15 protein-coding genes and 1 pseudogene are annotated in these 15022 nt (G+C 61.1%); 9 read left to right on the top strand and 7 right to left on the bottom strand.

From position 1 onward, the window contains the following. Positions 1 to 154 precede the first annotated feature (154 nt). A complete protein-coding gene (gene mbfA / locus G9X68_RS08065) occupies positions 155 to 1138 on the top strand; it encodes an iron exporter MbfA (protein ID WP_168308057.1) in 984 nt (327 codons plus the stop codon). Between the two features lie 509 nt (positions 1139 to 1647). Here mbfA and G9X68_RS08060 read toward each other — a convergent pair. Both G9X68_RS08060 and G9X68_RS08055 read right to left on the bottom strand, forming a co-directional pair. Further along, the gene (locus G9X68_RS08060) at positions 1648 to 2247 is read right to left on the bottom strand and encodes a transglutaminase-like cysteine peptidase (protein WP_168308056.1); all 600 of its coding nucleotides are present in this window, start codon (positions 2245 to 2247) and stop codon (positions 1648 to 1650) included. 165 nt (positions 2248 to 2412) lie between these two features. Beyond that, on the bottom strand, positions 2413 to 3240 hold the full coding sequence (locus G9X68_RS08055) for an alpha/beta hydrolase (RefSeq protein ID WP_171601934.1): 828 nt from the start codon (positions 3238 to 3240) through the stop codon (positions 2413 to 2415). A gap of 178 nt (positions 3241 to 3418) precedes the next feature. On the opposite strand from G9X68_RS08055, the gene infC reads away from it, so the two are divergent. The 5 genes from infC to pheT all read left to right on the top strand — a co-directional run bounded on the left by infC (position 3419) and on the right by pheT (position 8601). Beyond that, positions 3419 to 3955, top strand: a complete 537-nt coding sequence (gene infC, locus G9X68_RS08050) for a translation initiation factor IF-3 (protein ID WP_075225634.1) — start codon at positions 3419 to 3421, stop codon at positions 3953 to 3955. 326 nt (positions 3956 to 4281) lie between these two features. After that, positions 4282 to 4485, top strand: a complete 204-nt coding sequence (rpmI, locus tag G9X68_RS08045; RefSeq protein WP_003544621.1) for a 50S ribosomal protein L35 — start codon at positions 4282 to 4284, stop codon at positions 4483 to 4485. A 38-nt stretch (positions 4486 to 4523) separates the two neighbouring features. Then, a complete protein-coding gene (rplT, locus tag G9X68_RS08040) occupies positions 4524 to 4928 on the top strand; it encodes a 50S ribosomal protein L20 (RefSeq protein WP_012759783.1) in 405 nt (134 codons plus the stop codon). A 150-nt stretch (positions 4929 to 5078) separates the two neighbouring features. Then, a complete protein-coding gene (pheS, locus tag G9X68_RS08035; protein WP_168308054.1) occupies positions 5079 to 6161 on the top strand; it encodes a phenylalanine--tRNA ligase subunit alpha in 1083 nt (360 codons plus the stop codon). Between the two features lie 16 nt (positions 6162 to 6177). Next, on the top strand, positions 6178 to 8601 hold the full coding sequence (pheT, locus tag G9X68_RS08030) for a phenylalanine--tRNA ligase subunit beta (protein ID WP_171601933.1): 2424 nt from the start codon (positions 6178 to 6180) through the stop codon (positions 8599 to 8601). A 54-nt stretch (positions 8602 to 8655) separates the two neighbouring features. On the opposite strand, the gene G9X68_RS08025 is transcribed toward pheT, so the two are convergent. Both G9X68_RS08025 and G9X68_RS08020 read right to left on the bottom strand, forming a co-directional pair. Continuing rightward, complete coding sequence (locus tag G9X68_RS08025; RefSeq protein ID WP_168308052.1) at positions 8656 to 9015, bottom strand: nuclear transport factor 2 family protein; 360 nt, start codon at positions 9013 to 9015, stop codon at positions 8656 to 8658. 107 nt (positions 9016 to 9122) lie between these two features. Further along, a complete protein-coding gene (locus tag G9X68_RS08020; RefSeq protein WP_171601932.1) occupies positions 9123 to 10118 on the bottom strand; it encodes an aldo/keto reductase in 996 nt (331 codons plus the stop codon). A gap of 127 nt (positions 10119 to 10245) precedes the next feature. On the opposite strand from G9X68_RS08020, the gene G9X68_RS08015 reads away from it, so the two are divergent. Next, positions 10246 to 11154, top strand: a complete 909-nt coding sequence (locus G9X68_RS08015) for a LysR family transcriptional regulator (RefSeq protein WP_171601931.1) — start codon at positions 10246 to 10248, stop codon at positions 11152 to 11154. Between the two features lie 33 nt (positions 11155 to 11187). Here the strand turns inward: G9X68_RS08015 and G9X68_RS08010 are convergent, their stop codons facing one another. Beyond that, positions 11188 to 11685, bottom strand: a complete 498-nt coding sequence (locus tag G9X68_RS08010) for a YciE/YciF ferroxidase family protein (RefSeq protein ID WP_097617111.1) — start codon at positions 11683 to 11685, stop codon at positions 11188 to 11190. 113 nt (positions 11686 to 11798) lie between these two features. Between G9X68_RS08010 and G9X68_RS08005 the strand changes: the two are divergent. Beyond that, positions 11799 to 12453 (top strand): annotated as a pseudogene (locus tag G9X68_RS08005) (hypothetical protein). Here the strand turns inward: G9X68_RS08005 and G9X68_RS08000 are convergent. Both G9X68_RS08000 and G9X68_RS07995 read right to left on the bottom strand, forming a co-directional pair. Further along, entirely contained in the window at positions 12443 to 12886 is a 444-nt protein-coding gene (locus tag G9X68_RS08000) for a GNAT family N-acetyltransferase (RefSeq protein WP_171601929.1), read from the bottom strand. The pseudogene G9X68_RS08005 and the gene G9X68_RS08000 overlap by 11 nt on opposite strands. Before the next feature lie 14 nt (positions 12887 to 12900). Next, a complete protein-coding gene (locus G9X68_RS07995; RefSeq protein ID WP_171601928.1) occupies positions 12901 to 13848 on the bottom strand; it encodes an aldo/keto reductase in 948 nt (315 codons plus the stop codon). Between the two features lie 178 nt (positions 13849 to 14026). On the opposite strand from G9X68_RS07995, the gene G9X68_RS07990 reads away from it, so the two are divergent. Beyond that, positions 14027 to 15013 (top strand): Gfo/Idh/MocA family protein, encoded by a 987-nt coding sequence (locus tag G9X68_RS07990; protein WP_171601927.1) that lies wholly within the window; start codon positions 14027 to 14029, stop codon positions 15011 to 15013. Positions 15014 to 15022: the final 9 nt, after the last annotated feature.

Here is a 15022-nt window from a genome sequence, read left to right as displayed (position 1 = left end):
GCGTGATGCGGCGCCCTCTCATATAGGTGTTTATGGCGGCGCGCCAAAGTCGTCCGCGCCGCTTGCGGCAATCTGTCAGCGGGCGTGCTCGCGCACTTGACCGTCATCATTGCGTTCTTTAGATTTAGAATAATTCTAAAAATTGGAGAAAGTCATGCTGACGCGATTTTTCAGATCCTCGAAACGATCTTTCGAGTCGCTGTCCGAGCAGGAGATTCTTGCCCTTGGGATCGCCTCCGAGGAAGACGATGCCCGCATCTATCTTGCCTATGCCGACAGGCTGCGCCGCGAATTTCCGGCCTCGGCCAAAGTCTTCGAGGACATGGCCGAAGTCGAGGATACCCATCGCAAGTCGTTGATCGAGATCCATCGCCAGCGTTTCGGCGAGCGCATCCCGTTGATCCGGCGCGAGCATGTGCAGGGTTTTTACGAGCGCAAGCCGGACTGGCTCAGGGCAAACCTTTCGCTGGATGCGATGCGGCAGGAAACCGAGGCGATGGAGGAGCAGGCCTATCGCTTCTATGTCGAGGCGGCAAAACGGACTGCGGACGCCTCGACGCGTGAGCTTCTCGGCGATCTCGCCCTCGCCGAACAGGGACATGAGGATATCGCCCGCATGCTGGGCGACAAACATACGCCCGCAGACGTCAAGCACGACGAGGACGCGACGGTGCATCGGCAATTCGTGCTGACCTATGTGCAGCCGGGTCTTGCCGGACTGATGGACGGCTCGGTCTCGACTCTAGCGCCGATCTTCGCCGCCGCCTTCGCCACGCAGGATACCTGGCAGACCTTTCTCGTCGGCCTTTCGGCCTCTGTCGGCGCCGGCATATCGATGGGCTTCACTGAGGCCGCCCATGACGACGGCAAGATCTCCGGCAGAGGCTCGCCGGTAAAGCGCGGCCTTGCCTGCGGCATCATGACGACGCTCGGCGGCCTTGGCCACGCGCTGCCCTATCTGATCCCGCATTTCTGGACAGCGACGATCACCGCCGCCGTCGTCGTCTTCTTCGAACTCTGGGCCATCGCCTTCATCCAGAACCGCTACATGGAAACCCCCTTCCTGCGCGCCGCCTTCCAGGTGGTGCTCGGCGGCGGCCTGGTGCTCGGCGCGGGGATTTTGATTGGGAATGGGTGAGGAGCGGTCGGCGAGCCCAGCAATCGATCCAGTGAATCGATTGCAGCGACGAACGCCCTGAGCCCAAAGCGAAGGGCCGGGAGACGGTGCGTCATACCCGGCATCAAAAGCGGTCCGTGCTCTTCGCTTGCGCTCAGTGCACTCGCGGCTTCGCCGCTCACCCCCTCATCTGCCTGCCGGCATCGACCGCGGTCGAGCCACGGGTCTCGACCCGTCCTTCGGACCCCCGCTGGGGAGAAGCGGAGTCGTGGCACCGCCTCGCTCCCCTCGAGGCCTTTGCTATCGGAACGACGACAGTACGTCTTGCTCCCGCTTCTCCCCAACGGGGAGAAGATGCCCGTAGGGCAGATGAGGGGTGAGGAGCGGTAGTGACGAACGCCTTGAGCGCAGCGAAAGGCGAGTAACGGGGAACACCTCTCCTCTAAAACTGACCTGGTGCGAACGGAGAGAACCACAAAACAAAAAAGGCCGGCAAACCGCCGGCCTTTCCACATTCTCTATTGCAACCCTTACCGCAGCGCGCCGACTAGGACGTCGCGGCCGTTCTCGATGGTGACCCAGCGGCCGGCATTGTAGCTCGACTGGCGCTTGACGAAGGAATAGGGCGTGCCGAACCACGGCTTGACGTCGGCGGCGAGGTTGTCGAGCACGAAATCGCCCTCGGCGGTGCGCAGCGTCAGCACCGCATGACCTTCACCATCCGGCTTGCGCACGACGGTCATCAGCAGATCGGCAGCCGGAAAGCCGCGTTGGATCAGCATGCGGCGCTTCAACAGCGCGAAATCCTCGCAGTCGCCGGCGGTGGTCGGATAGGCCCAGACCTCATCCTTGCCGTAGATTTCCTTGTCGGTCATCGGCGTGATCGTGCGGTTGACCGTGGCGTTGACCGAACGCACGAGCGACCACTTCCCCAGGGTCATGGCAACGGGGCCGGCGTTGCGGTTTGCGCCGCATTCAATGCGGTGAATCTGACAGAAATCATAGTGCCCGATCGGCTGTGAGGTGGCATTGCCTGTCACCATGGAAGCATTTCTGCTGGGGGCTGGTATGGCGGCCGTCGCCATCGCAAACATGGCCATCATGGCCACAAAGATACCCTTGATCCGCACGCCCGCTCTTTCCTCGCATCGCCCTTATTTATTAACAAAGTGTTAATGGAGAGGGCCGGAAAGAGTCAATCGTTACTTCTTGGGAGGACCTTACGACCCGCCGATATGGTTAAAATGCAACGGGTTGGGGGACCTGCATCAGGCGAATTTATCCGCCTCTGCCGTTCAAGCGGGCATCTGCCTATTTGTTGATGAACGGATGATGCCTTTGACGGCACTCAAGAGAAGCGCGATATCGCCGGGGCGGGAAAGGCGGTGGTCGCCGTCGCGGACGAAGGTCAGCACAACGTCGTCGGCGGGAAGATGTTCGACCAGTTTCATCGCATGCGCATGCGGCACATCAGCGTCTTTCATACCCTGGAGAATGTGCACCGGGCAGCCGGTTTCGATGATGCCGTCGAGCACCCGGTTCTTTCGGCCGTCCTCGATCAGCGCCCGCGTATAGATGTTGGGTTCTGGGCTGTATTGCGAGCGCTCTTCGAAATAGCCGCGCTCGGCAAGCGACTCGCGCTCCTTGGCCTTCAGGTTCGGCTCGATCAGCTCGGAGGTGAAATCGGGGGCCGGCGCGATCAGCACCATCCCTGCGAGCTTTGGGCCTTCGAGCGTCCGCGCAAGCTCCTGCGCCAGCCTGAGCGCGATCCAGCCGCCCATCGACGAGCCGACGAGGATTATCCGATCGGGGGCGACATGGCGGAGGACGGCAAGTGCCTCCTCCAGCCAGCGCGAGATCGTGCCGTCGCTGAAGCTGCCGCCGGAAAGCCCGTGGCCGGAATAGTCTAGGCGGATGCAGGCAAGCCCAAGGTCCGCCGCCAGCCCATCGAGTTCCACCGCCTTGGTGCCGCTCATGTCGGAGCGGTAGCCGGACAGCCAGACTAGTGCCGGTGCGCCATTGCCGGCCCGTGCCGGGCGGACAAGCATGGCGATCTCACGCGCCGCCTCACCCTCGCCGACCGTCAGGAACTGCGGTTGGGCATTGGACAACTGATCGGGCATCGGCGAAACTCCTGTTGTTTTGGCCTATAAAACAGATTCTTGGCAGGCTGACAGCGGGTGATTTTTCCGCTAAAGGATGATATTGACTCCGTTGCAGCGATGACGCGACACGTTTGTGCACCCCTGATTGGGAGCGCGATGCTGCAACGTTCCGAAACAACGCGAGGAGAATACGACCATTCGCAGACCTTTTAAAACCGACGCACCCGTGAAGGACGGACCGCGCTCGAACCGTGAAATCCGCATTCCCAAAGTTCAGCTGATCGGGGCTGACGGTGAGAATATGGGCGTCGTGCCTACCGACCAGGCCTTGAGAATGGCGGAAGAAGCCGGCCTCGATCTCGTCGAAATTTCCCCCAATGTCGAACCGCCGGTGTGTAAGATCCTCGATCTGGGCAAGCTGAAATATGCCAACCAGAAGAAGGCTGCTGAGGCGCGCAAGAAGCAGAAGATCGTCGAAGTCAAAGAAATCAAGATGCGCCCGAACATCGACACCCATGATTATGAGGTGAAGATGAAGGCGATGGGTCGCTTCTTCGACGAAGGCGACAAGGTCAAGGTGACGCTGAAGTTCCGCGGCCGTGAAATGGCCCACCAGGAACTCGGCATGAAGCTTCTGCAGCAGGTCAAGGCCGATACGATCGAGTTCGCCAAGGTCGAAGCCGAACCCAAGCTCGAAGGCCGCCAGATGATGATGGTGCTGGCCCCGAAATAAGCGCCAGGCAGTTTTTCGCCCAAGGCCGTCCGCAAGGGCGGCTTTTGTGCTTTCTGCCATTTTGCTTTGCGCCGTTGTATTTTGGGATGCGCGAAGATTCCTCCGCGGCCCCGTTGCACTTTCATGACGCTGCGGTTATAAGCGCGCGTCCGAACTGACCGGCAGGGCATGCCGTGGCAGTTTCGAATGCTTGCGGAACGGTTCGTCGCCGATGCCGCGGATCAACAACAAACGCTCCCGCACCTGGTTGCGACGGCCGGAGAACCGGACTTCGCGAAAAGGGCTTTTTTGATAAAGCGCGCAGGGAGGACAGAAGGAGTAGCAAAATGCCCAAGATGAAGACGAAGTCCTCTGCCAAGAAGCGGTTCAAGATCACCGCAACCGGCAAGGTCAAGGCTGCCGCTGCCGGCAAGCGCCATGGCATGATCAAGCGTTCCAACAAGTTCATTCGCGATGCACGTGGCACCATGGTTCTCGCAGAACCGGATGGCCGCAAGGTTATCAAGAATTACCTGCCGAACGGTCTCTGAGACTCGTCCGCGAACGCTAGATTTAAGGAGATCATGATATGGCACGTGTAAAAAGAGGCGTCACCTCTCACGCCAAGCACAAGAAGGTTCTGAAGGCCGCAAAGGGCTTTTACGGCCGCCGCAAGAACACCATCCGTACCGCCAAGGCTGCTGTCGATCGTTCGAAGCAGTACGCCTACCGCGACCGCAAGGTCAACAAGCGCAACTTCCGTGCGCTTTGGATCCAGCGCATCAACGCCGCTGTGCGTGAATTCGGCCTGACTTATGGCCGCTTCATCGACGGCCTGAACAAGGCTGGCATCGAAGTCGACCGCAAGGTTCTCTCCGACATGGCGATCCACGAGCCGGAAGCATTCGGCGCGCTGGTCAGCGCTGCCAAGAAGGCTCTTGAATACCTCAAGGAAGCCGGCACGACGAACGAGTTTGAAGGCGCGGTCAAGTAACCAGCGCTTCCCAAGCTTTTGAATTTATGATTTTGGGAAACCCGCGCTGGTTTGGGCTAGCGCGGGTTTTTCTTTCTTTATATTCCTGGCGCCCGCCGGCGCCGCCTGCCTCCCGATCGCCCGCCTGATACTGGACGGAAAGAAGTGACAATGTCAGATATCGACCAGCTCAATGCATCGCTGCTCGCCGAAATCGCCGCCGCCGATGACGAAACGGCGCTCGAAGCCGTGCGCGTTTCCGCCCTCGGCAAGAAGGGCTCCGTCTCCGAACTGTTGAAGACGCTCGGCGCCATGACGCCGGAAGAGCGCCAAAGCAAGGGCGCTGCGATCAACGTTCTGAAGACCGCCGTGACCGAGGCGCTTACTGCCCGCAAGACGACGCTCCGGCAAGCGGCGATCGATGCGCGGCTGAAGGCCGAGACGGTCGACGTCAGCCTGCCGGTGCGCTCTTCGCCGGCCGAGCGCGGCCGTATCCATCCGATCAGCCAGATCGTCGACGAGATCACCGCGATCTTCGCCGACATGGGCTTCTCGATCGCCGAAGGTCCCGACATCGAGACCGATTATTACAATTTCACCGCGCTGAATTTCCCCGAAGGCCATCCGGCCCGCGAGATGCACGACACCTTCTTCTTCAACCCGGATGAGAATGGCGAGCGCAAGGTCCTGCGCACCCACACCTCGCCGGTGCAGGTGCGCACCATGGAGGCGCAGACACCGCCGATCCGCATTATCATTCCCGGCAAGACCTACCGCCAGGACTCGGACGCCACCCATTCGCCGATGTTCCATCAGGTCGAGGGCCTCGTCGTCGACAAGAAGGCCAATGTCGCCAACCTCCGCTGGGTGCTGGAAGAATTCTGCAAGACCTTCTTCGAGGTCGACAGCGTGACGATGCGTTTCCGCCCGTCCTTCTTCCCCTTCACCGAGCCCTCCTTCGAGGTCGATATCCAGTGCGACCGCTCCGGCCCGATCGTCAAGTTCGGCGAGGGCACCGACTGGATGGAGATCCTCGGCTGCGGCATGGTCCACCCGAACGTGCTGCGTTACGGCGGGCTCGATCCGGACGAATATCAGGGTTTTGCCTGGGGCATGGGCCTCGACCGCATCGCCATGCTGAAATACGGCATGCCCGACCTGCGCGACTTCTTCAACGCCGACGTCCGCTGGATGACGCATTACGGCTTCCGCCCGCTCGACATGCCGACGCTGTTCGGCGGCCTCAGCGCTTGAACGGAGAATTGGGACGATGAAATTCACGCTCTCCTGGTTGAAAGAGCATCTGGAAACGGATGCCGGCCTCGATGAAATCTGCACGCGCCTCACCGAGATCGGACTGGAGGTCGAGGACGTCGACGACAAGGCGGCATTCAAGCCTTTCGTTATCGCCAGGGTCGTCTCGGCCGAAAAACATCCGCAGGCCGATCGCCTGAAGGTCCTGATGGTCGATACCGGATCCGGCGCGCCGGTCCAGGTCGTCTGCGGCGCCCCGAATGCGCGCGCCGGTCTCGTCGGCGCCTTCGCAGCGCCCGGAACCTATGTTCCCGGTATCGACGTGACGCTCGCCGTCGGCAATATCCGCGGCGTCGAAAGCCATGGCATGATGTGCTCCGAAAAGGAGCTGCAGATCTCCGACAGTCACGACGGCATCATCGATCTACCCGAGGATGCGCCGGTCGGCCAGAGTTATGCCGCCTATGCGCATCTCGACGACCCGATAATCGAGATCAACCTGACGCCCAACCGGCCGGATTGCACCTCGATCCACGGCATCGCCCGCGATCTCGCTGCCTCCGGCCTCGGCACGTTGAAGACGCGGCCCGCGCCGTCCTTCGCCGTCGAAGGCGAGACGCCGGTGAAGCTGACGCTCGATCTCGACGATCCGAAGCTTTGCCCGGGTTTTGCGCTGCGCCTCGTGCGCGGCGTCAGGAACGGCCTGAGCCCGCGCTGGATGCAGCAGCGGCTGATCGCCATCGGCCTGCGCCCCATCAACGCGCTTGTTGATGTCACCAATTACATGACCTTCGATCAGGGGCGGCCGATCCACGTCTTCGACGCTGCCAAGATCAAGGGCAACCTGACCGTCCGCCGCGCCGTCGAGGGCGAGACGGTGCTGGCGCTCGACCAGCGCGAATACAAGCTCTCGCCGAACAACGTCGTCATCGCCGATGAGGATGGCATCGAATCGATCGGCGGCATCATGGGCGGCGAACATTCCGGCTGCGATGAGAGCACCGTCGACGTTTTGATCGAATCCGCCCTCTGGGACCCGATGAACATCGCCAAGTCAGGCCGCAGCCTCGGCATCATCACCGATGCCCGCTACCGCTTCGAACGCGGCGTCGATCCGGAATATATGGTCCCCGGTCTCGAACGCACGACGGAACTGGTGGTGGAACTTTGCGGTGGCAAACCCGCCAGAGCAGAGGTCGTCGGCTACAAGGGTTACCAGCCGAAGATCGTCGATTTCCCCTATTCGGAGGTCAAGCGCTTGACGGGCCTCGACGTCTCGAATGAGGAAAGCAACACGATCCTGACGCGCCTTGGCTTCAAGGTCTCCGGTTCCGGCGAGCGGGTCTCCGTCGCCGTTCCCTCTTGGCGTCCCGATGTCGACGGCAAGGCAGATCTCGTGGAAGAAGTCATGCGCATCCACGGCGTCGACAATATCAAGCCGGCGCCGCTCGAAAGTCACGCGGCCGTCAACGGCAAGATCCTGACGACGCTGCAGATCCGCAGCCGCCTCGCCAAGCGGGCGCTCGCCGCACGCGGCATGCTCGAAGCCGTCACCTGGTCCTTCATTCCGGAAGACCAGGCAAAGCTGTTCGGCGGCGGCTCGCCCGCCCTCAAGCTTGCCAACCCGATCGCCGCCGAAATGTCGGATATGCGCCCGTCACTCCTGCCGGGCCTGCTGACCGCAGCCCAGCGCAATGCCGACAAGGGTTACGCCGACGTCGCCCTCTTCGAGGTCTCCGGCACCTATGAGAACGACAGGGCGGACGGTCAGCGCCGCGTGGCCGGCGGCATTCGCCGCGGCACAGCCTCGCTTGCCGGCGCCGGTCGCGCCTGGTCGAACGCCGCCAAGGGCGGGGGCAAGCCGGTCGACGTCTTCGACGCCAAAGCCGATGCGCTCGCCGTCATCGAAGCCTGCGGCCTGCCGATGGGCAATATCCAGATCGAGCAGGGCGGACCGGAATGGTATCATCCCGGCCGCTCCGGCACGATCAAGATGGGGCCGAAGGTCGTGCTCGGCTATTTCGGCGAATTCCATCCTCTGACGCTGGAAGCGCTCGACGTCTCCGGCGCTCTCTGCGGCTTCGAGGTCTATGTCGACGCCATGCCGGAGCCCAAGCGCAAGGCGACGCGCACCAAGCCGGCGCTTGAGCTGTCGCCCTTCCAGGTGGTGCGGCGCGACTTCGCCTTCGTCGTCGACAAGACGGTGGAAGCCGGCGCCATCGTCAAGGCCGCGACCGGCGCCGACCGCAAGCTGGTGACCGGCGTCAATGTCTTCGATATCTTCGAGGGTGCATCGGTTGGCGACGGCAAGAAGTCGGTGGCGATCGAGGTTCAGATCCAGCCGGTCGAGCGCACGCTGACGGACGAGGATTTCGAGGCGCTGACGCAGAAGATCGTCGCCAGCGTCGCCAAATTCACCGGCGGTGTCCTCAGAAGCTGAGCTTCACCCAACGTTGTCAAATAATGGACCGGTCGCGAATGGCGGCCGGTCCTTTCACCTATGCAGATGGAAGAGTTTGCTGACGATCGTCCAGCGGCCGTCGATCTTCAGCAGCGAGAGATAATCGGTAAAGCGCATTCCGGCAAAGTCGTCTGTCACCTTGACGCTTGCCGCTTCGCCCTCGACATCGACGCTCTGAATGTCCATGTAGGGCTGCGTGCCGGGTGGCGCCGGCTCTTCCGCCAGGATCGCGGCGATGAACTCGTCCCGCGTCAGCCATTCGACCGCATTTTCGTAATGGCCGATGATCGAGCTTTGCGGGTGAAAGGCCTTTTTCAAGGCTGCCTCATTGGCGAAGGCCATGCCTTCGACATAGAGATGAACTGTCTGTTCGACTGCCTGCCTGTCCGACATATTGTCATCCCGTTCTCCGAGATGGCCTTAGATAGTTTCGCCAGCCCCGAAGGCAAGCCCGGCCGGTTGTTGCCGACCGGGCTTTCGCTCTTTGTTTCGGTAGGGGTTCAGATATTCGTCATGGCAAGCGAGGCGTCCGAATAGCGCTTGCCGGCCACCTGTCCGGCGGGGATCGCTTCGCTGAGCTGCTCGAGTTCCGCCGGGCTCAGCACGATATCGGCAGCGGCCGCATTCTGTTCGAGATGGTGAAGCTTGCGGCCGCCGGGGATCGGCACGATGTCGTCGCCCTGGTTCAACACCCAGGCCAGCGCCAGCTGCGCCGCCGTCACGCCTTTCTCGGCGGCAAGCCGCTCGAGAGTCGCGACGAGGGCGGCATTAGCGTCGAAATTTTCCGCCTGGAACCGCGGCACTTGCCGACGGAAATCGTCGGCAGCGAGATCCTCCACTTTGCGGATCGACCCGGTCAGGAAGCCGCGTCCAAGCGGGCTATAAGGTACGAAGCCGATGCCGAGTTCGCGGCATGTCGCAAGCACCTCCTCTTCAGGATCGCGCGTCCAGAGCGAATACTCACTCTGCAGGGCTGCGATCGCATGGACTTCATGGGCGCGGCGAATGGTGGCGCTGCCGGCTTCCGAAAGCCCGAGCGCCCGAACTTTGCCTTCCTTCACCAGTTCCGCCATCACGCCGACGGTCTCCTCGATCGGCACATTGGGATCGACCCGGTGCTGATAAAAGAGGTCGATGGTGTCGATGCCGAGGCGTTTCAGCGAAGCCTCGGCGACCGCGCGCACATGCTTGGGGCGGCTGTCGACGCCGGCGATGGCGGCAGCACCCGGCTTGTTGGCATCGATCTTGAAGCCGAATTTGGTAGCGATCACCACGCGGTCCCGGAATGGCTTCAGCGCTTTGCCGAGCAGAACCTCGTTGGTGAAGGGACCATAGACTTCGGCGGTGTCGAAGAAGGTGACGCCGAGATCGATGGCGCGATGCAGTGTCTTGATCGATTCTGCATCGTCACTGGCGCCGTAGGCGAAGCTCATGCCCATGCAGCCAAGGCCGACGGCAGAGACGGTCAGATCGTTTCCGAGTTTCCGGGTTTTCATGAAGTGCTCCTTTGAGCTGATTTTGAAACCGCTTGATCGGTTGTTGCGGCACCAGCAGACCATATCGCTGCAGCATCGATCAGAAAATACATGCAGTTTCAAACGGGTTGTTCTATCAATTCGATCAATGAATAGGACCCAGCTCTCGCAACTCGCCGTTCTCGCCGCCGTCTCGGAGCATCGCAGCTTCCGGGCCGCTGCAAAGGAACTCCTCGTCGCGCCCTCGGCCGTCAGCCATGCGATCTCCAGCCTAGAAGACAGTCTGGGGGTGCGGCTGCTGGCGCGCACCACCCGCAGCGTGGCGCCGACGGAGGAGGGCCGCCTGCTTCTCGAAAGACTTCGTCCCGCACTCGAGGAGATCGATATTGCCTTGGAGGCCGTCCGCGATACGCGCGCCAAGCCGGCCGGAAACCTGCGCATCACCGCGCCGCGCTTCGCCTCCGATCTGCTGCTCGCCCCGCGCCTCGGCGACTTTCTCAACCTCTATCCCGATATCACCCTGGAGATCGCCAATGAGGACGGCTTCACCGATATCGTCAAGGAGGGTTTCGATGCCGGCATCCGGCTGGAGGAGAGCCTCGAGGCTGATATGATCGCGGTCAGGGTCTCGCCCAATCTGACGACGGTGATCGCCGCTTCGCCCGAATATTTCGAGTATCATCCGAAGCCGCAGCATCCACGCGATCTCGTCCATCACCGCTGCATCAAGCGGCGCTTTACCAATGGCTCGATCTATCGCTGGGAATTCGAAAAGGACGGGCAGGAACTGGTCGTTTCGGTCGACGGGCCGCTGATCGTCAGCGAGGATCGCCTCGCGCTGCTTGCGGCGCTGAATGGCGCCGGTCTTGCCTATCTCTTCGACATGCGGGTCTATGCGGAACTCGCGACCGGCAAGCTGGTGCGGGTGCTGGAGGATTGGTGCGCGCCCTATTCCGGGCCGTTTCTCTATTATCCCAGCCGGCGGCAGATGCGGCCGGCACTGCGCGCCTTCATCGATTTCTTCAGATATGCCGAGAAGGATGCGGGCGGCCGATAAATACTGAAACAGCCGCCCGTTCCCATCATTTCATCAGGCAGCCTTTGCCTTCTGGTTCGCCGCCGTGGTGGCGAGCTGGGAGAGGGTCTTGTCGGTGGCCGTTTCCTCCTGCAGCGTCTGGTCGAGCAGGCGGACGGCATCCTTGAGGCCGAGCGTCGCGGCCCAGGTCTTCAGCGTACCGTAGCGGGCGATTTCATAATGCTCGACCGCCTGAGCCGCAGAGATCAGGCCGGCATCGAGGGCCGATGTGCCCTTGAATTCCTCCATGATTTCTTCGCCCTCGGCCAGAATGCCCTGGATCGCCTCGCAGGTCTTGCCCTGGGCGCGTTTGCCGATCAGTTCAAAAACCTGCTGCAGGCGCTCGACCTGAGCTTCGGTTTCCTCACGGTGCTTTTCGAAGCCCGCCTTCAGTTCGGAGGACTGGGCGGCGCGCGCCATCTTCGGCAGGGCGCGCAAAATCTGCCGTTCGGCAAAGTAGATGTCCTTGAGTGTGTCGTGGAATAGATCTTCCAACGTCTTTTCCTTGGCCATTTTCTCGATCCTTGTTCTGGGGAAAACCGCGAATGCGGCGACACATTAAGAAGCGAAGATCCCGCTAATTGTTCCCGATCAATTTCGGGTGGACTGGAAATCGGTGCCGGGCAATGATTCCTGCCGTGGATATGGGAGGAATATAAAGTCATGCGAAAGCCGAATTCGATGAAGGGTCTGGAGGATCTCGGCCGCGTAAGGCTGTCGCAAAACTTCTTCCTTCGCGATTTCCTGCATTCCGAAATCGCCGATTTCTATCGCATCCCCAATATCCCCGAGGATCCCGATCTGGCGATCGAGGTGGGCAAGAGGCTCTGCGAGGAGTTGCTCGAGCCGCTGGAGGCGACGTTCGGGCGCCTGCATATCCGCTCCGGCTATCGTTCGCCGGCGGTCAACAGGTTCGGCAATGAGAACAAACTGAACTGCTCGACCAATGCCGCCACATCAGCGCATCACATCTGGGATATGAGGGATTTTGACGGCTGCATGGGTGCAGCCGTCTGCATTGCCGTGCCATGGATGATCGACCATTACCGCGACGAAAGCGACTGGCAGCGGCTCGCCTGGTGGATTCACGACCACCTGCCTTATGCCTCGCTCTGCTTCTTCCCGAAGCTCTGGGCCTTCAATATCCAGTGGCACGAACGGCCGAAACGGGTGATCCAGAGCTACATCAGTCCGCGCGGCATCCTCACCAAGCCGGGCATGGCCAATTGGGAAGGCGATCACGCCGCCTTTTACGAAGGATTTCCTATGCTCAGAAGGTGATACGATAGCGGATGTGGCCGTCGCTTTCGACGTAGCTGTCATAGAGCACTCGCGCGGTTCTGTTCTGCTCGCTCGTATGCCAGTAGAGCCGCGACCAGCCGTTGGCTCTGCAGGTCGAAACGAGATCGTCCATCAGCGCCCGCCCGACGCCTTTGCCGCGCGCATCGGCATCGACGAACAGGTCTTCGAGATAGCAGTCCCTGCCGCGGATCCACGTGCCTTCATGGGTGAGATAGAGCGCAAAGCCCATGATCCTGTCGTCGATTTCGGCGACACGCATGGCGATCGCCGACGCCGGATCGAAGACCCGGCGCCATGTGGAATCGGTGATATCGGCATCGACCGTGACGTCGTAAAAGACGAGATAGGCCGCCCAGAGCTCGCGCCAGCGGGCTTCGTCCTCGGGGCGGGCATCACGTATCGTCACGGTCATGGCGTCTCTTTCTTTCAGGCACCGGCTTGGTCGAGCAGCGCCATCGCGTCATCGGAAAGCGCCAGTGTCGCCGATTTCGCCAGGCTTTCAAGCTGCGAAAGGCTGGTGGCGCTGGCGATCGGCGCCGTCACGCCCTGCTTGCGCAGCAGCCATGCGAGCGAAATTTCCGCCGGCTTGGCGCCGGTCTCGGCAGAAACCCTGTCGAGCGCGGCCAGGATGCGCAGGCCTTTGTCGTCCAGATATTTTGAAACCCGGCCCTCACGTGCGCGGCCTTGCGTATCGGACTTGCTGCGGTATTTGCCGGTGAGGAAGCCGGCGGCGAGGCTGAAATAGGTGATGACGCCGATGTCTTCTTTGACGCAGAGATCGGCAAGCGGCCCCTCGAAGCTTGCGCGCTCATAGAGATTATATTCCGGCTGCAGCACATCGTAACGCGGCAGGCCGGCCTTTTCGGCAGCGTCGAAGGAAGCCTGAAGCAGTTTTGCATCATAATTCGAGCAGCCGATGGCGCGGATCTTGCCCTGTTGCTTCAGCTTGGCGAAGGCGCCAAGCGTTTGCCCGTGCGGCGTATCTTCATCCGGCCAGTGCGAGAGATAGAGGTCGATATAGTCGGTTTGCAGCCGGCGCAGCGAATCTTCGACCGCCTTCAGGATATAGGTCTCCTTCAGCGTCTTTCCCTGTCCCATGTCGGAGCCGACCTTGGTGACGATCACGGCCTTGTCGCGCGAGATCTTGGCTTGGCTTAGCCAGCGCCCGATGATCTCCTCGGAATCGCCGCCCTTGTTGCCCGGAACCCACGAGGAATAGACATCGGCCGTATCGATCGTGTTCAGCCCCGCGTCAAAGAAGGCGTCGAGAATGGCGAAGGATGTTTTTTCGTCGGCCGTCCAGCCGAAGACATTGCCGCCGATGACGATCGGCGCGACCGACAGACCTGTTTTTCCAAGCCGGCGCATTTCCATGACGCTCTCCAGAAGTATGAAGGAATTGAAATCGCGGATACGACAGAACGCCGCGTTGACCAACTTAGTGCGATCCGCGCATTCGGGAAGGCAAACTTCCGTGATTTCAGGTCGCGCCATTGCGCCGCAGCTAAGGCCTGAATATGGTTCGCGGAAATCAGTTTGGGAGACTTGGATCATGCTGCGTTTCGGTATCATTTCAACGGCGAAGATCGGCCGCGACAACGTCGTTCCGGCGATCCAGGATGCGGAGAATTGCGTGGTCACGGCGATTGCCAGCCGTGATCTGGCGCGCGCAAGGGAGATGGCCGACCGCTTCTCGGTGCCGCATGCCTTCGGCTCCTACGAGGAGATGCTGGCCTCCGACCTCATCGACGCCGTCTACATCCCGCTGCCGACCTCGCAGCATATCGAATGGTCGATCAAGGCGGCAGATGCCGGCAAGCACGTGCTCTGCGAAAAGCCCTTAGCGCTCAAGGCCGGCGATATCGACGATCTGATCACCGCCCGCGACCGCAACCGGGTGGTGGTCACCGAAGCCTATATGATCACCTATTCGCCGGTCTGGCAGAAGGTGCGCTCGCTGATTGACGAGGGCGCTATCGGTTCGCTCCGGCATGTGCAGGGCGCCTTCACCTATTTCAACCGCGACCCCGCCAACATGCGCAATATCCCGGAGCTCGGGGGCGGCGGCCTTCCCGATATCGGCGTCTATCCCGTCATGGGCACGCGTTTTTCCACCGGCAAGGAGCCGCTCTGGATCCAGGCGATCACCGAGCGCGATGCGGATTTCGGCACCGATATCTATTCGAGCGTCAAGGCCGATTTCGGCGATTTCGAGCTGAGCTTCTATATCTCGACGCAGATGGCCAACCGCCAGGTCATGGTCTTCCACGGCACCGAAGGGTACATCGAGGTCAAATCGCCGTTCAACGCCAATCGCTGGGGACCGGAAGAGATCGAGCTTGCCGACCGCAGCCACAATGAATCGCGCATCTTCCGCTTCCAGGACAGCCGCCAGTACAAGCGGCAGGTCGAGGCCTTTGCCCGGGCGGTGACGAACGGCAAGGAAGAGATCGTCACGCTCGAAAATTCGAAGCTGAACCAGAAGGTGATCGACGCGATCTACCGGGCCAGCGAGAAGGATGGCTGGGAAGCAGTCTAGCGCATAACC

Origin of the sequence: Rhizobium changzhiense, assembly GCF_013087625.1 — a bacterium.
Lineage (GTDB): Bacteria > Pseudomonadota > Alphaproteobacteria > Rhizobiales > Rhizobiaceae > Rhizobium > Rhizobium sophorae.
This window is presented reverse-complemented; position numbering and strand designations above follow the sequence as displayed.